The following is a 24,060-nucleotide window of genomic DNA, read 5'->3' on the forward strand; positions in this document are numbered from 1 at the left end:
GGCGGCCGGACGGGGGAAACGCGTTTAAAGCTCGTGCGCCTCAATCGTGAGCTCGTGCACGGCGTCGGTCAGCTCGGGATGCGTCCGCAGGAAATCCTCCAGGCGGACCCGCCACTTGCCGGCCTCGACATCGCTCGCGTAGCGGTCGCCGCCGGTCTCGACCAGCGCGGTGAGCAACCGCTGCCGGGTGTCGGCGAACTGGCCGTAGACCTCGCTGCCGAGCCGGGCGAGCACGAGGGCCGCGAACTGGTCGGATTGCTGGCTGCCGGCGGCCCGGACGAATGCCCGGGCGCCGTCCCAGGCCACGCGCGGTTGGTGGACGACCGTCTGCGTCATGATGATGTCCTCCCGTGATGGCATAACCACCTAGCGTAGGGAGGTGGCATGCGTGCGATCATCATCCTCGCGAGCTGTGATGATCGCCATAGCCCGGGATCACCAGCCGGCGGGAGCGCACCCGCCGCTCGCGCCGACCGGCTCCACCTGGAGCGTGGCGTGCTCGATGTCGAAGTCGTCGTGCAGCGCCTCGCGGGCCGTGCTGAGCACCGCCGCAAGCTCGGCCGCGGGCTCCAGGCTCAAGTGCGCCGAGGCGACGTCCATGCCCGAGGTGAGCGTCCAGACGTGCAGATCGTGGACGTCGCAGACGCCGGGGACGGCGGCCAGGCGGGCGCGGACCTCGGTGATGTCGAGATGCTCGGGCGCGGCCTGCACGAGGATCCGGACGGCGTCGCGGCCCAGCGCGAACGTGCGCGGGAGGATCATGAGGGCCACCAGCACGGCGACGATCGGGTCCGCGTACGACCAGCCGGTGAGCCCGATGACCACGGCGGCCACGATGACCCCGACCGAGCCGAGCAGGTCGCCGACCACCTCGAGGTAGGCGCCGCGGACGTTGATGCTCTCCTTGGCCCCCGAGCGCAGCAGCGCGAAGGCGACCAGGTTGATCGCCAGGCCGCCGGCCGCCACGACCAGCATCGCCCCGGCCGGCACCTCCGGCGGGTCGGTGAACCGGCGGACCGCCTGCACCAGCACGAAGCCGGCCACCGCGGTGAGCAGCACGGCGTTGGCCAGCGCGGCCAGCACCTCGAGGCGGTAGAGCCCGAAGGTGCGGTGCGAGTCGGTGGCGGCCCGGCCGGCCGCGGTGATCGCGGCGAGCGCCATGGCGATGCCGAGCACGTCGGTGAACATGTGGCCGGCGTCGGAGAGCAGCGCCAGCGAGCCGGTGGCGATCGCGGCGGCCGCCTCGACCAGCATGAATCCGGCCAGCAGGCCCGCCGCCCACCAGAGGCGGGTGCGATGACGGGCGCCGGCGCGCAACGCCTGCGTCCCGTGGTCGTGCCCGGCACCCATGAGTCAACCCTCCGTCGCGGTGGCCCGCTTCGGCCAATGTATGCGTACATCGCTATATGTGCAACCCGAACCGAACCGGATCCGGCGGGGTATGCAATCACTGACAACCCATAGCTCCGCCTGGAAAGGGATAATCCGTGTCCAGACGTACTCTCGCGATTGTCATCTCCACTGTCCTGGCCGTCCTCGTCGGCGCGCCGCCGGCGGTGGCTTCTTCCTCCACCACCGTCCTCAAGCTCCCGAACGGCTTCCAGCCGGAAGGCATCGCCATCGGCGAGCGTCCGTACGCCTACTTCGGCTCCCGCCTCGACGGCGACATCCTCCGGGTCGGCCTGGTCACCGGCGAGCGCCGCGTGATCACCCAGGGGCCCGGCACCCCGTCGCTCGGTCTGAAGATCGACAAGCAGGAGCGCCTGTTCGTGGCCGGCGGCAGCGGCGGCAACGCCCGCGTCGTCGACACCCACAACGGCAAGGTGCTCAAGTCGTACACCCTGCAGACCTCGCCGTCGTTCATCAACGACGTGGTGCTCACCGGCGATGCCGCGTGGTTCACCGACTCCACCAACCCGGTGCTGTTCAAGCTGCCGCTCGGCTCTCGAAAGGGTCTTCCCGGCAAAGCCGTCCGCGTGCCGATCACCGGCGACATGGTCTACGCCACCGGCAACAACGCCAACGGCATCGCCGAGACCCCGGACGGCAAGGCGCTGATCGTGGTGCAGTCCAACACCGGCCGGCTCTTCAAGGTCGGCTACAACGGCAAGTCCAGGGAGATCGACCTCGGCGGCCGGGACGTGCTCAACGGCGACGGCCTCTGGCTGCGCGGCAACACCCTCTACGTCGTGCAGAACCGGTTGAACGTGATCACCAAGATCCAGCTCGACAAGGACGCCACCAAGGGCAAGGTCGTCTCCAGCACCACCGACAAGGCGTTCGACGTCCCGACCACGATCGCCGAGTACGGCAAGCGCTTCTACCTGCCCAACGCGCGCTTCACCACGCCGGCCACACCGGACACCACCTACACGGCGGTCGGTATCAAGATCCCGTAGCCGGCACCCAGTCGGCCGTCGTGCCGACGGTGGTCAGGCGCTGGGTGGCCCGGGACAGGGCGACGTAGAGGGTGCGGATCCCGGCCGGGTCCTGAGTGAGGGACGCCGGCTCGATCAGCACGACGGAGTCGTACTCCATGCCCTTGGCCTCCAGTGCCGTGACCACCTGGACCCGTTCCGCAAGCCCGGCCACCCACGCGGCCATCTCGTCGCGGCGCGGCACCGGCGTGATCAGCCCGATCGTGCCGTCGACCTCGGTCAGCTGCTTCTCGGCGAGCTCGCGCACCAGGCCCGGCAGCCCGGCCCGGTCGGTGACCACGTCGACCGGGTCCACGCCGGTGCTGCGCACGGCCGACGGCAGCGGCAGGTCCGGCATGATCGTCCGGATCACCCGGGCGGCCACCGCGAAGATCTCCGACGAGTTCCGGTAGTTCGTGGTCAGCGCGTAGCTGTTGCGCTTGCGGGAGCCGAGCGCACGGTCGCGGGACCGGTCCAGCTCGGCGGGATCGCCTGCCCACGCGGTCTGCGCCGGGTCGCCCACGATCGTCCAGGACGCGTACTGCCCGCGGCGGCCGATCATGCGCCACTGCATCGGCGAGACGTCCTGCGACTCGTCGACCACCACGTGCGCGTAGTCGCGGTAGTCGTCGTCGCGCTGCACCTGCTGGGCGCGGGCCGCCGCCTGACGGTCCGCGTACGTGCTGACCTCCTGGATCCCGTCGCGCACGTGGAACGGGTTCTTTGTCTTCTTCTGCGCCTGGCGGGGCCGCCCGAGGATCTCGTCGAGCTCGTCCAGCAGGGCCACGTCGGCGATCGTCGGGACATCCCCGAAGGACCCCTGCAAAGTGGCGATCTCTTCCCGGGAGAGCACGCCGTTGGCGTATTTCCGCAAGCGGCCCGGATCGGCGAGCCAGCGCAGCACCCGCATCGGCGTGAAGCGCGGCCACCAGGCCTTCAGGAACTCCCGGAAGTCGGCGCGGTCGGCCAGCTCGGACTCGAATTCGGCCTTCTCCGGCAGGCCGGTGACCTTGTGCTGGCGGGCCTGGGCCCAGAGCGCGTCGAAGATCCGGTCGAAGCCGTGACCGCGCACCTCGTTGCGCCGCGCGCCCCGCGGCAGCGCCTTGCGCCGGATGGCGTCCAGCTCCTGCGCGTCCAGCCGCAGCAGCGTGCCCCGGTAGAGCAGGCGCAGCTCGGTCGGCCCGCCCGGGACGCCGTCGTGCGAGGCCCGCTCGAGCACCCGCCGCATGCGCAGCGAGCCCTTGATCGCGGCGACCGGCCCGCTGTCGACCCGGGTGGCGTCGTAGCCGACCACCAGCGAGCCGAGCGAGCGCAGCGTCGCCGTCTCCTCGCCCAGCGAGGGCAGGACGGTCGCGATGTACTCGACGAAGACGCCGGACGGGCCGACCACCAGGATGCCGCCGCCGGCGAACCGGTTGCGGTCCGAGTACAGCAGGTACGCCGCGCGGTGCAGCGCCACGGCCGTCTTGCCGGTGCCCGGGCCGCCGGTCACGATCGTCACCCCGGAGGCGGGGGAGCGGATCGCCTCGTCCTGCTCGCGCTGGATGGTGGCCACGATGTCGCGCATGCCGCGCCCGGTCGCCTTCGACAGGCTGGCCAGCAGCGCGCCGTCGCCGACGATGCGCATGCCGGGCGGCGCGGCGTCGGGATCGAGCAGGTCGTCCTCGATCCCGGTGACCTTCTCCCGGCTCGACTGGATCATGCGGCGGCGCACCACGCCGAGCGGCTCGGCGGCGGTGGCCCGGTAGAAGGCCGCCGCGGCGGGCGCCCGCCAGTCGACGACCAGCGGCTGCGAGCTCTCGTCGCGGATGCCCATCCGGCCGACGTAGTGGGTGGCGCCGGCCTTGAGGTCGAGGCGGCCGAAGACCAGGCCCTCGTACTCGGTGTCGAGGGCGTGCCGGCGCCGGGCCGCGTGGTAGACCATCGCGTCCCGCTCGACCAGCGCGCCGTACGTGCCGACGCCGGCCAGTTGGTAGCCCTCTTTCTCGGCGCGCGACGCATCCCGGCGGAGCTCGGCGAGGCGTGCGTAGACCCGGTCCACGTGCTGCTGTTCGACCGCGATCTCTTGCTGCAGGACGGTGTCGCTCAAGGTTCTCCCTGCGTGAAAAAAGGGGGCAATCGAATCTACTCCGCCGGGAGCGCTTCTTGACATGCGGGTTCGGATGCGGATACTTAAGCAAGTGCTTAACCATTCGCTCGACCTGATGTATGCCGCTCTCGCTGACGGGAGCCGCCGCACGATGGTCGACCGCCTCAGCCGCGGCCCCGCGTCGGTGAAAGAGCTGGCCGGGCCCCTGACGATGTCGCTGCCGGCGGTGCTGCAGCACCTGCGCGTGCTGGAGGAGAGCGGCCTGGTCCGCTCCGAGAAGGTCGGCCGCGTCCGCACCTGCCGCCTGCAGCCCGAGGCGCTTCAGGCGGCCGAGCAGTGGATCGCCGACCGCCGGGCCGGATGGGTGAGCCGCCTCGACCGCCTCGAAGAATTCCTGAACGGAGAAGAGCAGTGACCGAGCGTTCCGCCCTGCACGACACTTTCCGCATCGACCGGCATTTCGACGCCGCGCCCGCCCGGGTGTTCCGCGCCTTCGCCGATCCCTCGGCCAAGGCCAAGTGGTTCGGCAGTCCCGTCGCGACCAAGCAGCTGTCCTTCGACTTCCGGGAGGGCGGCCGGGAGGCCGCCGAGACCGGCTTCGAGAACGGCCCGACGTACGCCTATTCCGCGACTTACACGGACATCGTGCCGGACGAGCGGATCGTCTACACCTACGAGATGTCGATGAACGGGCAGCGCATCTCGGTCTCGGTCGCCACGATCGAGCTCAAGGCGTCCGGCGACGGCACCGACTTCACCGTCACCGAGCAGGGCGTTTACCTCGACGGCCTGGACAACTCCGCCCAGCGCAAGCAGGGCACCGAGGAGCTGATGGACGCCCTCGCCAAGTCGCTCTAGGCGGCCCGGCCCTCGATGCGACGGGACCGTCGCTTGGGCTTCCGCCGGTGAGCGCCGGCCCGCTCGACGATCTCCGCCAGCACGGAGGAGACCGCGGCGTGCCGCTCGAGGATCAGCATGTGCCCGGCGCCGGGAAACACGGTGAGCTCGGTGCCGGGCAGGGCCTCGGCGATCCCCTCGGCGCACGGCGGCGGCGTCAGCCGGTCCCGGTCGCCGACCAGCACGGCGGCCGGCACGTCGGCCAGCCGGGCAAGCGTGTCGAGCCGCTGCTGCTCGCCGATCGAGGTGCGGAAGCCGCCGATCGACCGCAGCGTCGTCCGCCCCACGCTCCGCAGGGTCAGCCGGAGCGCGGCGTCCTCGTAGTCGTCGCCGAACAGCAGCCAGCGCAGCGGCAGCCGCAGCGCCGGGATCAGTGCCCGGTGCGGCCGCCAGGCGCCCGAGCGGGCCAGCACGCCCGCGCCGATCGTCTCGCCGGCCCGCATCAGCGCCGCCAGCCGCGGCGGCAGCCCGTACATCGTGTGGGCTGTTCCCTCCGCCGTCGTCGACACGAAGAGCAGCCCCGCGACCCGCTGGGCGAACTCATCGGAGTGCCCGTGCGCGTACTCCATGATCGTCATGCCGCCCATCGAGTGCCCCGCCAGCACGACGGGCCCCTCCGGCGCCATCTGCCGCAGCACCTCGGCCAGATCGTCGCCGAGCTGCCCCAGCGTCGCCGCTCCCAGCCGGGTCGATCCTGAGCGCCCGTGCCCGCGGGCGTCGAAGGCGATGACCCGGGGCGCCGGCGAGAGCCTCTGCAGGGCCGCGATCTGGTGCTGCCACGTACGCCGGCTCAGGCACCACCCGTGCAGCAACACCACGGTGACCTGCGCGTCCTGGGGTCCCCACGTTTCCGCGCAGAGAGTGACGCCATCCGGCAGGGTCAGTACGGACCGCTCGGACATGGGCACCTCCGCGAGTAGCACGGCCCCGTTGTACCCACGGGTAGCAATCATCACCCGAGATCCGCGTCACCGCCAACCTCCAAGGCTGATTTATGGCCATTTGCCCGACCAGTCGCAACCCACGCGTACATCAGCATTCCGTGACTTGCCTCGCACTCGCTGTTCCCCGGGCCGAACTCGGCGAGAATTCCCTCCATGACCACCGACCCGCTGGCCCCGCCGTCCCCGCCGATCACCAACGCCGCCGACGCGCTCGCCGAGCTGGTCGCCGGCAACAAGCGCTTCGTCAGCGCCCGCCCCGAGCACGGCCACAGCGTCGCCTCCGCGGCCGCGGCCTCCGGCGGTCAGCAGCCGCACGCGGTCGTCATCGGCTGCATCGACTCCCGGGTCCCCCTCGAAGCGATCTTCGACCAGACCTTCGGCTCCATCTGCGTTGTCCGCTCCGGCGGCCACGTCGTCGACCGCGCCGTCCTGGGCTCGGTCGGCTTCGCCGTGGCCAAGCTCGGCGTCCCGCTGATCATGGTCCTGGGCCACAAACGCTGCGGCGCCGTCCAGTCCACCGTCGACGCCCTCCGCACCGACGACCGCCCGTCCGGCGACATCGGCTACCTGGTCGACCAGATCGCCCCCGCCGTCACCGCGGTAGGCCTGGACGACCAGGACGTGGCGGAGAAGGCCATGCGCGCCCACGTAACCCGCACGGTGGCACGCATGCGAGAGATCGAGGGCGTTTCCGACGCGGTGGCAGCCGGCCGCGTGGACGTCGTGGGCGCGGTCTACGACCTCGACACCGGCTTGGTGGATCTCCTGCCCTAAAAGCCCGATATCGTACGGGCGCAGCCAAGCACCTCCTGCTCGGGCTGATGTCCGTCCCCGCCAACGCCAGGCACCTGGTTCGCCCCGTCCCGCCGCATCATGGCTGGGCTCCGAGTGCGACAGCTTGCGCTCACCGCGGGGTCGCGCCGAGCGCCACGGGCCGGGCCGTGGGGGTTCGCGCTCCGAGCGGCCAGTTGCGCTGAGCGGGTGGTCGCGCTGAGCGGGTGGTCGCGCTGGGCCGGTGGTCGCGCTGGGCCGGTGGTCGCGCTGGGCCGGTGGTCGCGCTGGGCCGGTGGTCGCGCTGGGTCGCCATGGCCGGGCCGTCGGTGGCTGAGCGTGATGCCGCCCGTTTCGCTGTGTGCGTGGGCGCTCTGGGCGCCATGGCGGCGAGCGCGCGGTCGCCGCCACTGCCGCCGCTCGCGCCGACCGATGATGACTTCCCGCTCGCCGCGCACGCCAACTCATCAAGGCGGCGCCTGTCTTCGCCGTGCGGTTGCGCCGCTGCGGCCGTCCAGCGGTGCCGGCCCACTGCGGCGGCCGAGCGATGGTGATTTCCCGTCCGCCCCGCACGTCAACTCATCAAGATTGCGACGCGAAGTCGGGGGGCGGCGCGGCGATGATGAGTTCGTGTTCGTCGCGCGCGGCAGATCATCAAGATCGTGTGTGATTCGGGGGGTTTGTCGGGTTCGTGCCTTGGTGATCATTGGTGGGATGTTGATCAGAGGGCGCGAAAAAGGCGCCTCCGGCGGACCGGGGGCGCCTTTTGCGCAGATCAGGGCGCTGGTGCTCAGCCCTCGAAGACGCCCGCGTCGACGAGGCGCTTCTCGGTGGCGGCCCAGCCGTGCTGCGGGTTGGCAGCCTCGAGGGACTCGAGCTCGGCGCGGATCTTGGCGCCGTGGCCGGCCGCGGCGAGGATGCGGATCTCCTCGACGAAAGCCTCTGAGTCGGTCTTGAGGTGCGCGGTCTTGCCATTGGTCAGGTTGCGCACGTAGGCGAAGCGGCCGTTGGCGAGCGGGATGAGGTATTTGTACTCACCGAGCACGCTCAGGGCGCCACCGGTGCCCTGGCCGGCGCGGACTGATGCGCGGGCGGTCTTCGAGGTGTTGCTCGCCACGGCGGTACTCCTTGAGAAGCAGAAAAAAGGCCGTAGCAACTCTACACGATGCCCCGGGGACCGTGCCGTCAGAGCAGGTACAGGCGTTGAGATGGGTGTGCCACTACGTCAGTTCCGATGTCGATGTTGCCGATTCTCTGGCGCACCATCCGTACCAACCGGCATCATGGGACACGATCAACCGCGGTCGAGGTCGTAGGGGAAGACGCACCTCGGTCTCCGGGAGGTCACCGTGCCAACGTGTGGCGTCGTATACGTCCACTCGACCCCACTCGCCGTGTGCCAGCACGTCGAGTGGGCGATCGCGCGCGTCCTGACCGCGCCGGTCAACCTGCAATGGACCGCGCAGCCCGTCGATCCCGGCGCGCGGCGGGCCGAGTGCAGCTGGACCGGTCGGGCCGGGACTGGCGCCGAGCTGGCTGCTGCCCTCCGGCAGTGGCCCATGATCCGTTTCGAGGTGACCGAGGAGCCAAGCCCGGGCGTGGACGGCGAGCGGTTCATGCACGTGCCCGGCCGGGGCCTCTTTCACGGGATCATGGGCGCTTCCGGGGACATCCAGATCGGCGAGGACCGGCTGCGCACGATCATGGCCTCCGCGCGTGCGCCGGAGGCCCTTTCGCATGCGCTCGAGAAGGCGCTCGGCACGGCGTGGGACGCCGAGCTGGAGCCCTATCGGTACGCGGGCGACGGCGCCCCGGTCACGCTGCTCACCCGGGTGGGCTGACGCGGCGGGGCCGGCTCCTGGGTGCCGCGCGCCATCCGTAAACCGGACACTCACCGTTTTTCTTGGAAATATCCCCCGAATTTGCGCGAGCACTGTTGGACTGCTTCGATGGCGGACGTGATGAGGAGACTGCGAGTCGCCGTTCCTCTGCTGGTGACGTCGCTGCTGGTCGCGTCGTGCGGCAAGGACGAGCCGCCGGCGCCCGCGACGTCGAGCGCACCGCCGCCCGTGACGCAGGCGCCGTCGAGCGGGGCGCCCACCGGTGACCCCGCGGCCGTCGCCGCAGCGATGAGCGACGCCGATCTGGCCGGTCAGGTCCTCATGCCGTACGCGTACGGCAGCGACGCGACCACGGTGGACAAGACCTCGGCGGCCGGCAACCAGAATCTGGCGGGCGTGGACACTCCCGCCGAGATGGTCGCGAAGTTCCACCTAGGCGGCCTCATCCTGGTCGGCTTCACCGCGCAGGATCCGACCGGCTCCACCAACCCGGCGACCAACGTGGAGAGTCCGCAGCAGGTCCGCAAGCTCACCGACGGCCTCCAGGCGGCCGCTCAGCAGGCCGGGATCCCGGCGCTGACGATCGGCACCGACCAGGAGTACGGCGTCGTCACCCGGATCACCGAGGGCGTGACCGCGCTGCCCTCGGCGATGGCCGCCGGCGCCGCGGGCCAGCCCCCGCTCACCGAGGCCGCCTGGCGCGCGGCCGGCGAGGAGCTGGCCGCGATGGGCATCACCGTCGACTTCGCGCCGGTCGCCGACACGCTCGGCCCGGCCACCAACACCGTGATCGGCTCCCGCTCGTTCGGCGCCGACCCCAAGGCGAACGCCGCGCAGGTCACCGCGGCCGTGCGGGGCCTCCAGTCGGCGGGCGTGGCGGCCGGCCTCAAGCACTTCCCGGGCCACGGCCACACCAGCGGCGACAGCCACGAGGGCCTGCCGGTGGTGGCGCAAAACGCCCAGCAGTGGACCACGCAGGATCTGCCGCCGTTCCAGGCGGGCGTGACCGCGGGCGCCGGCGTCGTGATGTCCGGCCACCTCGACGTGCAGGCGCTCGACAAGGGCACCGCGGCCACGTTCTCGCACAAGGTGATGACCGACGAGCTGCGCGGCAAGCTCAAGTTCACCGGGGTGGCGATCACCGACGCCATGAACATGCCGCCCGCCATGAAGTGGCCGGCCGGCGAGGCCGCGGTGCGCGCGCTGAACGCGGGCAACGACATGCTGCTGATGCCGCCGAACATCACGGCCGCCCGGGACGGCATCGTGGCCGGGCTCAAGAGCGGCACGCTCAAGCGGGAGCGGCTGGTCGAGGCCGCGACGCGGATCCTGACGCTGAAGGCGCGTACGGCCGCGAGGCCCGACCTCTCCGTCGTCGGATCGGCGGCCCACCAGCAGGCGGTTTCCGCGCTGGACGCGGCGTCGGTCACCGTCCTGCGCGGTGCGTGCACCGGCCCGTTGCTCACCGGCCCGGTCACGGTCAGCGCGGCCGAGGGCCGCGAGGTCGCCCGGGTCAACCTGGTGCGGGCGTTGCAGGCGGCGGGCGTGAACGTCCAGGCCGCGGGTGGCAAGGTCATACACCTCGTCGGGTACGGCGACAAGGCCGCCGACCTGAGCTCGACGGCGGCCGTGACGGTGATGATGGACACGCCGTACCTGCTGGCTTCCGCGAAGTCCCCGGCGCTGCTCGCCACGTACTCGTCAAGCAAGCTGTCGCTGACCGCCCTGGCCGCGGTGATCGCCGGTAAGGCGAAGGCGACCGGAAGGTCGCCGGTGGCCGTGCCCGGGCTGCCCGCCTCCGCCTGTCGATAGTCAGACCGTTCGATGTCTGTCGGCGCGGGTGGCCCACGGGTAGCCTGCGGCTGACTCAGCGTCGAACTCGGGGGGACCGATGAGTCTCTCACCTCGCACCCGCGGCCGTGCCTTCGCGATCTCCGCCGTGCTGGTGGCGGCGATCGGCGCCGTCGCGATCGTGGTCGCCGCCGCCGGCTCGGAGAAGGTCGCGGCGTCGCCCGGCCCCGAGACGGCGGTGCAGGGCTTTTTCGACGCGCTGGTGGCGGGTGACGCGCGAACGGCTCTGACCTACGTGGACCCGCTACCGGGCTTCGACTTCGCCGCCGACCCGCTGCTGACCGACGCGGCGCTCGCCCCCGTCCGGCGCCCGGCCGCGGTCCAGGTCGGCGCGGCCCGGCAGACCTCGGCGGCGGCCCTCGTGGACGTCACCTATCAGGCGCGGGGCGTGACCGTCCAGCAGACGGTGAGCGTGGTCGGTGGTCACCGCCTGCGCGACGTGCTCGTCGGGCTCTCGGTCTCGGGGGCGCGGGGCCGGCCCGTCACCGTGAACGGCGTCCCGCTGGGATCCGAGGATCTGACCACCGGCGTCTTCCCCGGGTCGTACGAGGTGGCGGTGGAGGGTAACGCCATGTTCGAGGGGGAGTCGTTCATCGTCGTGCCGGAAGTGGTGATGGGCGGCGTGGCGGTCGGGGTTTCCTTCAGCGTGCCGGAACTGACCGAGAACGCCGCCGCGGAGATCCAGACCGGCGTCGAGCAGGCGCTCGACAAATGCGCGACCAGCAGCAGCCCGCAGCCGCGGGGATGTCCGTTCCAGCTCGACGTACCGGGCACCAAGTCACGGGTGAAGTGGTCGATCGCCGAGTACCCGACGATCACGCCGAAGGTCACCGAGGTGCTCAGCGGGCTGACCGTCTCGCTGTCCGGCGACGGCTTCGTGCATTGGACGGCCGACCTCGCGGACCGGTCCAGCTCCGGCGACCTGAAATTCTCGGTGACGGGCAGCGCCAAGCCGGCCGGCTCCGGCTTCCAGATCTCGCTGACCACATGACTGTGGGAGCGCCCCGCAGGGGCCGCTCCCACAGGTCGAAATCGAGCGTCAGGCGCGGGCGAAGACCAGCGCCACGTTGTGACCGCCGAAGCCGAACGAGTTGTTCACCGCGGCCGGGATGTCGAGCGGACGTGACTTGAGGGCTGCCACGTCCAGATCCAGCCGGTCGTCGGGGTCGTCGAGGTTGATCGTGGGCGGCACGACACTGTCCCGGATGGCCAGGATCGTGGCGATCGACTCGAGCGCGCCGGCCGCGCCGAGCAGGTGGCCGGTCATCGACTTGGTCGACGTGACGACCGGGTGGTCGCCGATGGCCACCCGGATGCCCTTGATCTCGCCCATGTCGCCGACCGGGGTGGAGGTGGCGTGGGCGTTGACGTGCTTGATGTCGGCGCCGGTCAGGCCGGCGTCGGTGAGCGCCATCTGCATGGCGCGGATGCCGCCGGCGCACTCCGGGTCGGGCTGGACGATGTCGTACCCGTCGGAGGTGATGCCGGCGCCGGCCAGGCGCGCGTAGACCCGGGCGCCGCGGGCCGCGGCGTGGTCGGCGCGCTCCAGGATGACCGCGCCGGCGCCCTCGCCGAGGACGAACCCGTCACGGTTCTTGTCCCAGGGGCGGGACGCCTTCTCCGGCTCGTCGTTGCGCGTCGACATGGCGCGCATCGAGGCGAAACCGGCGATCGGCAGCGGGTGCACGACGGCCTCCGTGCTGCCGGCGATCACCACGTCGGCGCGGCCGGCCCGGATCAGGTCGAGGCCGAGCGCGATCGCCTCCGCGCCGGTGGCGCACGCGCTGGCCACGGCGCGAACGCCGGCCTTGGCGCCGAACTCCAGGCCGACGTGGGCGGCCGGGCCGTTCGGCATGAGCATCGGAACGGTGTGCGGGCTGACCCGGCGGGGGCCGGACTGCTCCAGGATGTCGTCCTGGTTGAGCAGCGTGGTGGCCCCGCCGATGCCGCTGCCGATGCTGACCGCGAGGCGCTCGGGGTCGACCCCGGCGTCCTCGAGGCCGGCGTCGGCCCAGGCCTGCTTCGCGGCGATCAGCGCGATCGCCTCGGAGCGGTCCAGGCGGCGCAGGCGGACCCGCTCGATGACCTCGGACGGTTCCACGGCGAGCTCAGCGGCGATGCGTACCGGGAGCTGGGCCGCCCACTCCTGGGTGAGCGAACCCACCCCGGAGCGGCCGGCGACCATTGCGTCCCAGGTGGACGCGACGTCCCCGCCCAACGGGGTCGTCGCGCCGAGCCCGGTGACGACGACGTCTACATTGCTCATGTCAGTGATTCGCCTCGATGTAGGAAACGGCGTCCCCGACGGTCTTGAGGTTCTGCACCTCGTTGTCGGGGATCTTGACGCCGAACTTCTCCTCGGCAGCCACCACGACCTCGACCATGGACAGCGAGTCGACGTCCAGGTCGTCGGTGAAGGACTTCTCCTCGGCGACGTCGTCCGGGTTCACCCCGGCGACCTCCTCCAGGATCTCGGCGAGGCCGGAAGTGATCTCTTCGCGAGTTGCCATTTCTTGGGTATTCCTCTCAATGGTGGTGGTGTTCCGGCTGGGTCGCGCCGCCCGTCACGGGCAGCGGACGACCTGACCGGCGTAGGTGAGGCCGCCGCCGAAGCCGAAGAGCAGGACCGGGGCGCCCGAGGGCACCTCGCGGCGCTCGACCAGCTTGGACAGGGCCAGCGGGATGCTCGCCGCGGAGGTGTTGCCCGACTCGACCAGGTCCTTGGCGACGACCACCTCCGGGCCGAGGCCGAGCCGCTTCACGATGCCGTCGATGATCCGGGTGTTGGCCTGGTGCGGGATGAACGCGGCCAGCTCGGACACGGCGACACCGGCCTTCTCGCAGGTCTCGAGCGCGAACGGGGCGAGCGCGGTGGTGGCCCAGCGGAAGACGATCTGGCCCTCCTGCTGGATGTACGGCTGCCAGCCCTCGATCTTGAGCACGTCGCCCTTGTCGGGCGCCGAGCCCCAGAGCACCGGGCCGATGCCGGCCTGCTCGCCCTCGGGCACCGCGGCGACCACGGCCGCGCCGGCGCCGTCGCCGAAGAGGACCGCGGTGGTGCGGTCGGTCCAGTCGGTGACGTCGGAGAGCTTCTCGGCGCCGATCACGAGGGCGTTGCGGGCCGCGCCGGCCCGGATCGCGTGGTCGGCGGTGCCGAGCGCGTACGAGAAGCCGGAGCACGCGGTGTTCAGGTCGTACGCGGCCGGGGCGGTGATGCCCAGCCGGGCGGCGACCCGGGTCGCGACGTTCGGGCACCGGTCGATCGAGGTGCAGGTGGCGACCGTGACGAGGTCGATGTCGGCGGCCGTCAGGCCCGAGTTGGCCAGCGCCTTCTCCGCGGCGTACGTGGCCATGTCGGCGACGGTCTCCGCCCCGGCGATGCGCCGCTCGGCGATGCCGACCCTGTCCTTGATCCACGCATCGTTGGTGTCGATGGTGCTGGCCAGGTCGTCGTTGGTCACGATGCGCGAGGGCTGGTAGTGCCCGAGCGCGACGATGCGGGAACCCGCGGCTGTCATGCTGCTCCTCCATTACCGTGCCGGGCGATCAGGTCGCGAGCGGCGGGCAGGTCTTCCGGGGTGTTCAGGGTGACGATCTCGGGGGCGCCGTCGCCCTTGAGCTCGCGCTTGATCAGGCCCGCCAGGGTGCCGGCCGGCGGCAGTTCGATGACGCCGGTGACGCCGAGCTCCTTGAGCGTGCGCATGCACAGGTCCCAGCGGACCGGCGCGGTGACCTGGCGGACCAGGCGCTGAAGCATCTCGCCACCCTGCGCGACGGCGGCGCCGTCGAGGTTGGAGAGCAACGTGCGTGCGGGGTCGGTCACCGTCACGCCGGCGGCGAAGGCGCCGAGGGCGGTTTCGGCCGGCTTCATGTACGGCGTGTGGAACGCCCCGGCGACCTGGAGCGCGATGACCCGCGCCTTGGCCGGCGGCTCGGCGGCGAACTTGGCCAGCCCGTCCAGCGAGCCGGCCGCCACGATCTGGCCGGCGCCGTTGCGGTTGGCCGGGTAGAGGCCGTGCCGCTCGATGGTGCCCACGACATCGGCGGGGTCGCCGCCGAGGACCGCGCTCATGCCGGTGGGCTCGAGCGCGCAGGCCGCGGCCATCTCTCGCCCGCGGACACCGGCCAGCGTGATGGCGGTGTCGGCGGACAGCACCCCGGCGAGGGCGGCCGCGCCGAGCTCGCCGACGCTGTGGCCGGCGACCACGCCGACCTCGGCGCCGCTCGCGGCCAGTCCGAGGTGCTCGGCGGCCAGCAGCGCCGCCGCGACCAGCAGCGGCTGGGTGCGGGCGGTGTCCTTGATCTCGTCGGCGTCGGCGTCGGTGCCGAGGTGGAGCAGGTCGGCCCCGCACAGGGCGGACCACTCCCGCAGGCGGGACTCGGAGTCGGGGAGGCCGAGCCAGGGGGTCAGGAAGCCGGGCTTCTGGGAGCCCTGGCCGGGCGAGAGTACGGCGAGCACGGTTCTGACTCTTCCGGATACGGAGGGGTAACGCGGTTGACGGCGGCAACGAAACCCTACGACCACCGTTGTAGGGATCCTACAAAAGGCCCTTCTCAGTACCCCATTTGCGCCCCATTTGATGGGGTGTGAAACATGAACGAGTGCTCGGTGATTTAGGTCGCAGGGTCGAGCCGGCCGATCGTCATCGCGAGCCGCAGCGCGAACGCGTCCCGCCCGTCGAGGGGGGAGAGGCCGGTCACCTCGGCGACCCGCTTAAGCCGGTACCGGACGGTGTTGGGGTGTACGTACAGCTCGCGGGCCGCGCTCTCCAGCACCCCGCCCGCCGCGAAGAAGGCGTCCAGCGTGTCGAGCAGGCCGCCGCCGGCGCGGTGCAGGGCGCCGTACACATCGTGGCGCAGCATGCGCCGGGCGGCCATGTCACCGGCGAGCGTGCGCTCGGGCAGCAGATCGTCGGCGGCCACCGGGTTGGGCACGCCGGGCCAGGCGCCGGCCGCGCGGAACCCGGCCAGCGCGGCCCGGGCCGACTCGGTGGCCTGGTCGAGCGAGGGCACCGCCGGGCCGACCACGACCGGACCCTCGCCGAAGCTGGACGCCAGCGCGGTGGCGCTCGCCGCCGGGTCGGTCACCCCGCCCATCACCACGACGAGGCGGTCGCCGTGCACGCCGCCGATCACCTCGAGCCGGGCGCGGCGGGCGGCGCGGTAGACGGCGTGCAGCACCGAGGTGATCTCGCCACCCGGGGAGCGGCCCACCACCACCGCTACCGGCGGCGCGTCCGCCCAGCCCAGCGCGGCCGCCCGGCTGGCCAGCACGTCCGAGGAGTCGCCGCGCAGCAGCGCGTCGACCAGCATGGCCTGCAGCCGGGCGTCCCAGGCGCCGCGCGACTCGGCGGCCCGCGCGTAGACCCGCGCGGCCGAGAAGGCGATCTCGCGGGAGAACTTGAGGATGGCCTGCAGGAGGGCCTCCTCCTCGCCGGCCGCGGCCAGCTCGCCGACCTCGGACTCGGCCACGTCGATGGTCACCTTGATCAGCTGGACCGCCTGGGTCAGCGTGATCGACCGGGCCAGCGCGCGGGGCGCCGCCGCGAAGACCTCGTCGGAGATCTCCTGGGTGGTGGCGACCGCGCCGCCCGAGCGGAGCCACTCGACCAGCGAGCGGACGCCGGCCTGGGCGACCAGCATGACCCAGGAGCGCTGGTCGGCCGGGAGCGCGCGGAACCAGGGGAGCGTCTCGTCCATGCGGGCGACGGCCGAGCTGGCGAGCGCGCCGGCGTTGCGCTCGATGCGGCGCAGGGTGGCGGCGAGCGGGGGTTTGGCCGTCCCGGCGGGTCGTACGCTCTCTGCCACGGACCACAGCCTGCCACGCTCGGGGCCGGAATCGCCTCCTCGGAACCGCTCTGTCCCGCTCGGGGTCGTTCCGTCCGGCAACGACCAAGACCGCAGGTGGAGGGGCATATGCCAGCAAATGCGCGGGCTCTATGTCCCAGTTTGAGTTATTTGCCGGGATAGCGGTGCGCCCCTCCCGCGATTCCGGTCGGTGACCTGGCATGGTGGCGCATTAGCGTTGCCCGGCTCACCCGGCCGGAAGGTAAAGCCGGGCGCCACGACGCCGATGTGACACCGCGTGAAGGTTGGGGGAGGCGAGATGACGGAACCGGAGAACGGACCGCTGCGCGCCGACATCGATCCAGCGCTCGAGGACGCACAGCCGATCCTGCCGATGGCGTCGCCCGCCGTCGAGGACGAGCCGCCCGTACCGAGCCGCATGGGCTGCCGCACCGAGTTGCGGGGCTGGGCGGGAGCCCATCTGCACGGGGCGGTGCGCCCGCGCCGCAAATCCACCGGCAGAGGCCGCCCACCCGGCCGTTGGTGCTGACTCACCCGGTTGAGTGAGCCGCCCGGCGTGCCCCGGCGCATGCGGGCCGCGGCTTCGACACGGTGAGGTGTGGACGACAAGAGACGGCTGATCCTGGACCAGGCGCTCGCGCTGGTCGACGAGCGCGGTCTGGCCGCCATGTCGATGCGTGCCGTGGCCGAGAGGGTCGGGCTGACCTCGATGGCGCTCTACCCGTACGTGGGTGGCAAGGACGCGCTGCTCGACGGTCTGGTCGACCTGCTGCACCAGGAGCTGGGCTCCGTTGTCGGCGAAGGCGCGGACAACGACTGGCGCCCGCGGCTGCTCGCGCTGGGCCGCGCGGTCCGGCAGCTCGCGTACGCCCACCCCGGCGCGTTTCCGCTGCTGCTGAACCGGTCGGCGGCGGCCGCGTCGGCGTCCTGGCTCACCGCGGCCCTGCGCGCGATCCTGCACGACGCCGGCGTGCCCGCCGACCGGATACCCCGGCTGGCCCGGATGATCTGCGCGTTCCTGCTGGGCTACGCGACCGGCGAGGTCACCGGCGGCCTCCCCGGCGGTCTCCCCGGCGAGGCGGGGGAGCGCGACTTCGACGAGGATCTGGCCGATCTCGTACGCCTGGTGGAAGTCGCCGTCCGGGCGACCTGATCCCCGTTTACCAACGTAGCTGCGCATATTTCCCTATAAAGGGACCATGTCCGGCGACGATGATGGTCTGCGCGATTTCGTGACCAGCCGCCTCCCGCACCTGCGCCGTACCGCGTTCCTGATGTGCGGCGACTGGGAACTGGCCACCGAGCTCACCGAAGCCTGCCTGGCCAGGGTGGTGGCCGATACCCGGAGGGGCGCCGTCGCCGACCCGGACGTCTACGCGTACGCGGATCTCATGGAAGCCTGCCGCCGCCGGAACCGCCGCCGCGAGCACGTCTTCGTGGCCTCCGCCGGCGCCGAAGGCGTCGAAGCCGAGTCGATCCTGCTGCTCGACGCCCTGCACAAGCTCGCGCCGCGCTGCCGGGCGGTGCTGGTGCTGCGGCACTGGGACGGCTTCGACGTGGACGCCGTCGGCGCCATGCTCGACCTCGACGACGAGCGGGTCGCCGCCTACGAGCGGGCCGGCCTGGCCGCCCTCGAGCAGCTGCTCACCGACTCCGAGGCGGCGCTGGCCGGATGACCGTGCAGCTGAACCGTCTCCTCGAGCACGTCCTCGACGGCGAGCCCCAGCTCGGCGACGAGATCGACGCGGTCTTCCGCCGCGCCGACCGGCTGCGCCGCCGTCGCACCCAGGCGCTGGTCGCCGCCGGCGTCGCGGTGACGGCCGTTATCGTGGCGACGGGGTACGCCCTCACGACCACTCTCATGCCCGGCAAGAACGCTTCTCCGCCGGCTGGGGTGGCCTCCAGCGCCGTGCCGCTGCCCTCGACCGTCGCCGACCCGGTGCTCGCGCTGATCGCCCCGATCGTCGACGGCCGCAAGATGCACATCTACCCCCGGCCGCCCGAGCGCGGCAGCGGCTGGCGCCAGTACTCGGTCGTCGACCAGGACGGCAAGCCGCGCGGCACGGTCGAGGTCGCCGTGTACACGGTCGCCGAGGACCTGTGCTTCCCAGTGCTCGCTGCCCCCGGCAAATGCGCGAAGACCGAGTGGGCGCCGGCCGGCATCGAGTACGTCCGCTACGACGACGACCGCGACCTCGACTGGCAGGTGCACCAGACCATCGCCCGGCGCATCACCGACGGCCGCACGGTCGCCGTGATGGCCACCGGCGAGCGCGGCACCGACAACGCCTCGAACGGAAAGCCCGGCCTGACCGGCGCCCAGATCGAGCAGATCGCCACCGACCGGCGCTTCTTCGACGCCTTCGGCGCCGCGGAGCAGTGCTCCGGCCCGTCGTCGGGCGCGTGCCCCGCCTTCAAGGTTCCGGTGCCCCTGCCGGCCGACTGAAGCCGACCCCCTCGCCGACCCCGCCCTCGCCGGCCCCGCGCTTCTGCCGGCCCCGCGCTTCTGCCGGCCCCGCCCTGCGGACCCCGCCCTGCGGACCTCGCCCTGCGGACCTCGCCCTGCGGACCCCGCCCTGCGGACCTCGCCCTGCGGACCCCGCCCTGCGGACCTCGCCCTGCGGACCTCGCCCTGCGGACCTCGCCCTGCGGACCCCGCCCTGCGGACCCCGCCCTGCGGACCCCGCCCTGCCGACCCCGCCCTCCCAGGGGGAGCCCCCGCTGGTCATTTTCGTCGGAAAGTCGCGAGATCGGGGGCGGCGGGACCGGTGCGCTGTGGATAAGTCGCCGCTGTGGATAACCCGCTGCGGATGACGGCTGCGGGCGGCGGATGTGGTAGACGCGGTGGGCGACCGGGTCGCGCAGATCGTGTGGTTGACGCGCGGACCTCATCGTGGGAACCCGTCGGCCGCGACCGGAAATATCCGGATATTTCCGGTGTGATGGGGGGCGGGGCTCAGTGGTTGACGAGTTGCTGTTCGCGGCGATCGGCGGTTCATCAAGATTGACGGGCCGGAGGCGGTTAGCGGCTTTCAAGAGGCCGCGGCGCAATCCGGGCCGTCGCCGCAGCCGGCGAGAGCTGGCGGCTGGCCGTATTCGAGCGGGCCTCGGGCCCCGACACGTGCCTAGACGCGGCGGCGGATCAAGAATGCTATGCCGGCCAGGCCGAACAGGATGACGATCAGCACGGCGCCGTTGAGCAGCAGCAGCTCTCGCATGCGGCTCAGGAAGCCGTTGACGCCGGCCACCGGGTCGAGGTCGTCGACGTTGATGTCCTCGCCCACGCCGCCGCCGATGCCGCCGTTGACCACGTCGGGCTTGGGCTTGAGGGGCACGCCGCTCAGGCGCAGCGTCTCGGACATCGTCAGGCGGCCGTAGAACCAGCCGTCGGCCTTCTTGCCGCTGGGCTGGTTGGCCGGGCGGTGCGCCCGGGGACCGCCGGCCGCCATCGGGTACAGGTCGTAGACCTGCAGCGGGACGGTCTTGGCCATCACGGTCAGCGTGTATTTCGGGCCGAGCTTGGTGGCCTGCGGCGCGACCGTCTGCGGCTTGGCCGTCGCCATCCAGTTGACCTCGGCCAGCAGCGTGTCGAAGAGGCGTGCGCCGTCCGTGGGATCGACGATGAGCGTGCCGGAGACCTCGCCGCCCTTGATCTGGACGCTGGTCGGCTTGGCGGCGGGTTTCGGCGCGGCCTGTGCCGCGGGGGCAGTCCCTAGCGCGAGCGCGCCGGCGACGGCAATCGCCCCGGCCGCCGACAGCAAGCGTGTCATCGCCCCTCGAACCATCGTCCGGCCTCCCGCCCCGTGGTGGACATGGCTTCGCGCGCCGCTGGTCGCGCCGCGACGGTGGATCGCGGCCCGGCCGAGGCCCCTTCAGCCTCCCCGGACGAGCGTCCGGGCGCATCTCGAGCCGGACGAATTGGAGCCATCTGGGGATGACCGAAGAGACGACAGCGGCCGTTGATCAGCGGCCGAATAGTACCCAGTCCGAGCAAGGACATGGGGGCCCGGTCACCCGCTCAGACGTTTTCGTTACCGGAACGACGGCAAGCGATGGCGTGCGAGGCGGCGATTGCGATAAAGACGAAAAGTTGAGAACGGCGTGCAACGTTTCCGGGGTGAGCGGCGTCACGAAAAAACCGTGCTCACCCCGTACGCGAAAGGCCTTTTAAAGCTCGGTGCGCGCGGAGCGCAAGCGACGCAGCGTGCGCTCGCGACCCAGAACCTCGATCGACTCGAAGAGCGGAAGTCCCACCGAGCGTCCCGTCACCGCCACCCGCACCGGCGCCTGGGTCTTGCCCAGCTTCAGCTCGCGGGCCAGGCCGACCTGCTCGAGGGCGGCCTTGAGCGGCTCGGCCGACCAGTCGTCGAGGGCCTCGAAGGCGGTCGCGGTCGCCTCCAGGATCTCGGCGGCGTCACCCTTCATCGCCTTGGCCCAGGAGGCCTCGTCGCGGGCCGGCTCGTCGAGGAAGAGGAAGTCGACGTAATCCACGATCTCGGACAGCACCGCGATGCGAGTCTGCGCGAGCGGCGCGACCGCGGTGAAGACCTGGATGTCGAATGCCTCCGGACGCCACGGCGGGGCGGGAATCGTATCGGTGCCCTGCAGCCACGGCGCGCAGCAGGCGGCGAACTCGTCGGGGGCGAGCGCGCGGATGTAGTCGCCGTTGAAGGCCCGCAGTTTTTTGACGTCGAAGAACGCCGAGGCGTGGTTGACGTCCTCGATGCGGAATTCGTCCTCGATGACCTGCCACGGGACGATCTCGCGGTCGCCGGAGGGCGCCCAGCCGAGCAGCATCAGATAGTTCTTCATCGCGGCGGCCAGATAGCCCTCGTCGCGGTACGACTCGAGGGCGACCTTGTCGCGGCGCTTCGACAGCTTCTGCCGCTTCTCGTTGACGATCACGGGGACGTGCGCCCACACCGGCGCGGCGTGGCCCAGCGCCTCCCACAGCATCTGCTGCTTGGGCGTGTTGGGCAGGTGCTCCTCGGCGCGGATCACGTGGGTGATCCCCATGGTCATGTCGTCGACGACGTTGGCCAGCAGGAACAGCGGGGAACCGTCGCCGCGGGCGATGACGAAGTCCTCGATCAGCTTGTTCTCGAAGGTCGGCTTGCCGCGAACCAGATCCTCCACCACCGTCTCGCCCTCGTCGGGCGTGCGAAAGCGCAGCGCGCGGCCGTCGCCGGGGCCGAGCTCCTTGTCGCGGCAGAAGCCGTCGTAGCCGGAGTGCTGGTTGCCGGTGCGGGCGATGACGTCCTCGCGCTTGCAGCCGCAGTAGTACGCCTTGCCCTCGCCGTAGAGGCGGGTGGCCGCGGCGGTGTGGTCGGCCGCGTAGGAGGACTGGTAGTGGGGCCCTTCGTACGTGCCCCGCTCGATGCCGATCCAGTCGAGCGCCGAGAGGATGCCCTCAGTCCACTCGGGACGGTTACGTGCGGCGTCGGTGTCCTCGATGCGGAGCACGAAGACGCCGTCGTGCTGCTTGGCATAGATCCAGTTCTGCAGCGCCGAGCGGGCGCCGCCGACGTGGAACATGCCGGTCGGGGACGGGGCGAAACGTACGCGAACAGTCACCGCCTAAGGGTACCTAGGCCACCGAGCGGATCTTCAGCACGGCCAGTGCCCCGGCGAGGCTCGTGACCGCGGTGAGGGCGAACAGCGTCGGATAGCCGCCCAGGTAGGCGACGACCGGGGCGGCCAGCACCGGGCCGAGCGCCTGGGAGACAGAGGGCGCGATGTTGATGACGCCGATGTCCTTGGCGCGGTCGGTGGCGGCCGGCAGCACCTGCGTGACGACCGCGGTGTCGACGGCGAGGTAGACGCCGAAGCCCGCGCCGAACAGCACCGACGCGACCAGGGCGACCGGCCAGGTCGGCCAGAGGGCCAGCAGCATGGCGGCGACCGCGATGATCACGCCGGACCAGACCACGAAGACCTTGCGCTTGCCGGCCCGGTCGGAGAGCCAGCCGCCGAGCATCGCCGTGCCGATCATGCCGACCGTGTACAGCAGGATCATCGAGAGCAGGCCGCCCTCGGGGTCGTCGAGCTTGACCGCGTCGGTGAGGAAATACAGCAGGTACAGCGTGCCGAGCGCGTTGCCGAGCATGACCAGGAACCGGGTGACCCAGGCCCAGGCGAAGTCGGGGTTGCCGCGCAGGTCGAGCCGGAAGCTCGCCTTTTTGACCACCGCATCGCCCAGCGGGTCGTCCGGCGTGCGCAGGACGAACGGCGCGACCAGCAGGAGCAGGCCGATCGCGATGATCAGGTAACCCGGCGACGGGGTGGTGACCACGGCGGTGACCAGGATGGCGCCGAGCACCAGGCCGAGCGCGACCGGCATGCCGATCCAGCCGGAGACCAGGCCGCGCTGGTCGACCGGCACCCGGTCGGGGACGGCCGAGGTCAGCGTGGCCAGCATGATGTTGATGCCGACGTTGGCGACGGCCCAGGCGACCGTGATCCAGAAGAGGTTGGGCGCCACCGCGAGCACGAGCAGGCAGATGAAGGCGAGCAGCGCTCCGGAGGCGGTCCAGATGTGCCGGCGGCCGTACTCGCGGCCGAACAGGCGCGGGCGGGTGCGGTCGGAGAGGGCGCCGGCGACCGGGTTGACCACCACGGCGACGATCGCGCCGATGCCGGTGACCACGCCGAGCCAGATCTCCTTGTGCGCGACGCCGAGGTCCTCGATCTGCTCGGGCAACAGCACTTGCAGGGGCGTGTAATACGCCATCCAGAGGCCGAGGTTGGCGGCGAAGAGCAGGCCGATCCAGAGGCGCCGGACCGGGACGACGGGCTCGGCGAGCGCGGGAGCTCCGTGGGTCACGGTCATCGAGCCTCCTCTCCGTAGCGCAGAGCTTACGGAATGTCAGACAGCTTGACGAGAGCGCGAATGGGGCATGATGTGCCGATGGGAAAGGTTGTCGCGGTCGAGTACGTGACGCTGGACGGCGTCTTCGAGGAGCCGGCCTGGAGCGGGCCCTATTTCAACGACGAACTGGCCAATTGGCAGGCTTCCAACCTGGCCGAGGCCGACGCGCTGCTGCTGGGCCGCAAGACGTACGAGGGCTTCAAGGCGGCCTGGCCGCAGATGGAGGCCGGGACCGGCGACTTCGGCAAGAAGATGAACTCGATGCCCAAGCACGTCGCCACCACCACGCTCACCACGCCGGAGTGGAACGCGACGTTCCTTCAGGGCGAGGTCGCCGACGCGGTGGCCAAGCTGAAGACCGAGCCGGGCAACCTGCTGATCAACGGCAGCGCGTCGCTGGTCAACTACCTGAGTAAGCACAACCTGATCGACGAGTACCGCATCATGATCTACCCGGTCGTGCAGGGCGAGGGCCGCAAGCTCTGGGACGACGGCACCAAGATCGCCCTGACGCTGACAGACAGCTGGAAGACGACGACCGGCGTCGAGGTCATCACGTACGTCCCGGCCTGAT

General features: G+C 71.4%; 25 protein-coding genes. 12 read left to right on the plus strand and 13 right to left on the minus strand.

Annotated features, from left to right (window positions below; all coding sequences use genetic code 11):
- Nucleotides 1-24: 24 nt before the first annotated feature.
- Together ACQPZX_RS08590 and ACQPZX_RS08595 are read right to left on the minus strand one after the other, a co-directional pair.
- Entirely contained in the window at nucleotides 25-336 is a 312-nt protein-coding gene (locus ACQPZX_RS08590) for a hypothetical protein (protein ID WP_433376833.1), read from the minus strand.
- 99 nt (nucleotides 337-435) lie between these two features.
- Nucleotides 436-1,350, minus strand: coding sequence for a cation diffusion facilitator family transporter (locus tag ACQPZX_RS08595; protein ID WP_433376836.1), 915 nt, complete (start codon nucleotides 1,348-1,350; stop codon nucleotides 436-438).
- A gap of 137 nt (nucleotides 1,351-1,487) precedes the next feature.
- Between ACQPZX_RS08595 and ACQPZX_RS08600 the strand changes: the two genes are divergently transcribed.
- Nucleotides 1,488-2,399, plus strand: coding sequence for an SMP-30/gluconolactonase/LRE family protein (locus tag ACQPZX_RS08600; protein WP_433376839.1), 912 nt, complete (start codon nucleotides 1,488-1,490; stop codon nucleotides 2,397-2,399).
- On the opposite strand, the gene ACQPZX_RS08605 is transcribed toward ACQPZX_RS08600, so the two are convergent.
- Nucleotides 2,386-4,506 carry a HelD family protein gene (locus tag ACQPZX_RS08605; protein WP_433376842.1) on the minus strand — a complete coding sequence of 707 codons (2,121 nt, stop codon included), beginning with the start codon at nucleotides 4,504-4,506 and terminating at the stop codon, nucleotides 2,386-2,388. The genes ACQPZX_RS08600 and ACQPZX_RS08605 overlap by 14 nt on opposite strands.
- 91 nt (nucleotides 4,507-4,597) lie before the next feature.
- Here ACQPZX_RS08605 and ACQPZX_RS08610 point away from each other — a divergent pair, with 91 nt between their 5' ends.
- Together ACQPZX_RS08610 and ACQPZX_RS08615 are read left to right on the plus strand one after the other, a co-directional pair.
- Nucleotides 4,598-4,921, plus strand: a complete 324-nt coding sequence (locus ACQPZX_RS08610; RefSeq protein WP_433376845.1) for an ArsR/SmtB family transcription factor — start codon at nucleotides 4,598-4,600, stop codon at nucleotides 4,919-4,921.
- Complete coding sequence (locus ACQPZX_RS08615; protein ID WP_433376848.1) at nucleotides 4,918-5,364, plus strand: SRPBCC family protein; 447 nt, start codon at nucleotides 4,918-4,920, stop codon at nucleotides 5,362-5,364. The genes ACQPZX_RS08610 and ACQPZX_RS08615 overlap by 4 nt, the downstream gene beginning before the upstream one ends.
- Here ACQPZX_RS08615 and ACQPZX_RS08620 read toward each other — a convergent pair.
- A complete protein-coding gene (locus tag ACQPZX_RS08620; protein ID WP_433376851.1) occupies nucleotides 5,361-6,305 on the minus strand; it encodes an alpha/beta fold hydrolase in 945 nt (314 codons plus the stop codon). The two genes, ACQPZX_RS08615 and ACQPZX_RS08620, sit on opposite strands and share 4 nt — an antisense overlap.
- A 195-nt stretch (nucleotides 6,306-6,500) precedes the next feature.
- Between ACQPZX_RS08620 and ACQPZX_RS08625 the strand changes: the two genes are divergently transcribed.
- Complete coding sequence (locus ACQPZX_RS08625) at nucleotides 6,501-7,121, plus strand: carbonic anhydrase (protein WP_433376853.1); 621 nt, start codon at nucleotides 6,501-6,503, stop codon at nucleotides 7,119-7,121.
- Between the two features lie 787 nt (nucleotides 7,122-7,908).
- On the opposite strand, the gene ACQPZX_RS08630 is transcribed toward ACQPZX_RS08625, so the two are convergent.
- On the minus strand, nucleotides 7,909-8,235 hold the full coding sequence (locus tag ACQPZX_RS08630; protein ID WP_433376856.1) for a hypothetical protein: 327 nt from the start codon (nucleotides 8,233-8,235) through the stop codon (nucleotides 7,909-7,911).
- 232 nt (nucleotides 8,236-8,467) lie between these two features.
- Between ACQPZX_RS08630 and ACQPZX_RS08635 the strand changes: the two genes are divergently transcribed.
- The 3 genes from ACQPZX_RS08635 (at nucleotide 8,468) to ACQPZX_RS08645 (ending at nucleotide 11,801) form a co-directional block, all read left to right on the plus strand.
- Nucleotides 8,468-8,959, plus strand: a complete 492-nt coding sequence (locus ACQPZX_RS08635; RefSeq protein WP_433376858.1) for a DUF3145 domain-containing protein — start codon at nucleotides 8,468-8,470, stop codon at nucleotides 8,957-8,959.
- Between the two features lie 120 nt (nucleotides 8,960-9,079).
- Complete coding sequence (locus tag ACQPZX_RS08640) at nucleotides 9,080-10,771, plus strand: glycoside hydrolase family 3 protein (RefSeq protein ID WP_433376861.1); 1,692 nt, start codon at nucleotides 9,080-9,082, stop codon at nucleotides 10,769-10,771.
- A 79-nt stretch (nucleotides 10,772-10,850) separates the two neighbouring features.
- A complete protein-coding gene (locus ACQPZX_RS08645) occupies nucleotides 10,851-11,801 on the plus strand; it encodes a hypothetical protein (RefSeq protein ID WP_433376863.1) in 951 nt (316 codons plus the stop codon).
- A gap of 48 nt (nucleotides 11,802-11,849) precedes the next feature.
- Here the strand turns inward: ACQPZX_RS08645 and fabF are convergent, their stop codons facing one another.
- The 5 genes from fabF to ACQPZX_RS08670 form a co-directional block, all read right to left on the minus strand.
- A complete protein-coding gene (gene fabF, locus ACQPZX_RS08650; protein ID WP_433376865.1) occupies nucleotides 11,850-13,076 on the minus strand; it encodes a beta-ketoacyl-ACP synthase II in 1,227 nt (408 codons plus the stop codon).
- A 1-nt stretch (nucleotide 13,077) separates the two neighbouring features.
- On the minus strand, nucleotides 13,078-13,320 hold the full coding sequence (locus ACQPZX_RS08655; protein WP_020516670.1) for an acyl carrier protein: 243 nt from the start codon (nucleotides 13,318-13,320) through the stop codon (nucleotides 13,078-13,080).
- Between the two features lie 54 nt (nucleotides 13,321-13,374).
- Nucleotides 13,375-14,328: a beta-ketoacyl-ACP synthase III gene (locus ACQPZX_RS08660; protein WP_433376868.1), complete on the minus strand. Its 954-nt coding sequence runs from the start codon at nucleotides 14,326-14,328 to the stop codon at nucleotides 13,375-13,377.
- Nucleotides 14,325-15,269, minus strand: coding sequence for an ACP S-malonyltransferase (locus tag ACQPZX_RS08665; protein WP_433376871.1), 945 nt, complete (start codon nucleotides 15,267-15,269; stop codon nucleotides 14,325-14,327). The genes ACQPZX_RS08660 and ACQPZX_RS08665 overlap by 4 nt, the downstream gene beginning before the upstream one ends.
- A 155-nt stretch (nucleotides 15,270-15,424) precedes the next feature.
- On the minus strand, nucleotides 15,425-16,618 hold the full coding sequence (locus ACQPZX_RS08670) for a PucR family transcriptional regulator (protein ID WP_433376874.1): 1,194 nt from the start codon (nucleotides 16,616-16,618) through the stop codon (nucleotides 15,425-15,427).
- Between the two features lie 298 nt (nucleotides 16,619-16,916).
- On the opposite strand from ACQPZX_RS08670, the gene ACQPZX_RS08675 reads away from it, so the two are divergent.
- The 4 genes from ACQPZX_RS08675 to ACQPZX_RS08690 all read left to right on the plus strand — a co-directional run bounded on the left by ACQPZX_RS08675 (nucleotide 16,917) and on the right by ACQPZX_RS08690 (nucleotide 19,064).
- Nucleotides 16,917-17,147, plus strand: coding sequence for a hypothetical protein (locus ACQPZX_RS08675; RefSeq protein ID WP_433376877.1), 231 nt, complete (start codon nucleotides 16,917-16,919; stop codon nucleotides 17,145-17,147).
- A 69-nt stretch (nucleotides 17,148-17,216) separates the two neighbouring features.
- The gene (locus ACQPZX_RS08680) at nucleotides 17,217-17,771 is read left to right on the plus strand and encodes a TetR/AcrR family transcriptional regulator (protein ID WP_433376880.1); all 555 of its coding nucleotides are present in this window, start codon (nucleotides 17,217-17,219) and stop codon (nucleotides 17,769-17,771) included.
- 46 nt (nucleotides 17,772-17,817) lie between these two features.
- Complete coding sequence (locus ACQPZX_RS08685) at nucleotides 17,818-18,294, plus strand: RNA polymerase sigma factor (protein ID WP_433376882.1); 477 nt, start codon at nucleotides 17,818-17,820, stop codon at nucleotides 18,292-18,294.
- Nucleotides 18,291-19,064: a hypothetical protein gene (locus tag ACQPZX_RS08690; RefSeq protein WP_433376885.1), complete on the plus strand. Its 774-nt coding sequence runs from the start codon at nucleotides 18,291-18,293 to the stop codon at nucleotides 19,062-19,064. The genes ACQPZX_RS08685 and ACQPZX_RS08690 overlap by 4 nt, the downstream gene beginning before the upstream one ends.
- A gap of 679 nt (nucleotides 19,065-19,743) precedes the next feature.
- On the opposite strand, the gene ACQPZX_RS08695 is transcribed toward ACQPZX_RS08690, so the two are convergent.
- The 3 genes from ACQPZX_RS08695 to ACQPZX_RS08705 form a co-directional block, all read right to left on the minus strand.
- Nucleotides 19,744-20,388 (minus strand): hypothetical protein, encoded by a 645-nt coding sequence (locus ACQPZX_RS08695; protein WP_433376887.1) that lies wholly within the window; start codon nucleotides 20,386-20,388, stop codon nucleotides 19,744-19,746.
- Between the two features lie 397 nt (nucleotides 20,389-20,785).
- A complete protein-coding gene (gene gltX, locus ACQPZX_RS08700; RefSeq protein ID WP_433376890.1) occupies nucleotides 20,786-22,192 on the minus strand; it encodes a glutamate--tRNA ligase in 1,407 nt (468 codons plus the stop codon).
- A gap of 13 nt (nucleotides 22,193-22,205) precedes the next feature.
- Nucleotides 22,206-23,447, minus strand: coding sequence for an MFS transporter (locus tag ACQPZX_RS08705; protein ID WP_433376893.1), 1,242 nt, complete (start codon nucleotides 23,445-23,447; stop codon nucleotides 22,206-22,208).
- Nucleotides 23,448-23,525: 78 nt separating this feature from the next.
- Here ACQPZX_RS08705 and ACQPZX_RS08710 point away from each other — a divergent pair, with 78 nt between their 5' ends.
- Nucleotides 23,526-24,059 (plus strand): dihydrofolate reductase family protein, encoded by a 534-nt coding sequence (locus ACQPZX_RS08710; protein WP_433376896.1) that lies wholly within the window; start codon nucleotides 23,526-23,528, stop codon nucleotides 24,057-24,059.
- Nucleotide 24,060 lies beyond the last annotated feature (1 nt).

The organism is Actinoplanes sp. CA-142083, from assembly GCF_050942195.1.
Classification (GTDB): Bacteria; Actinomycetota; Actinomycetes; order Mycobacteriales; family Micromonosporaceae; genus Actinoplanes.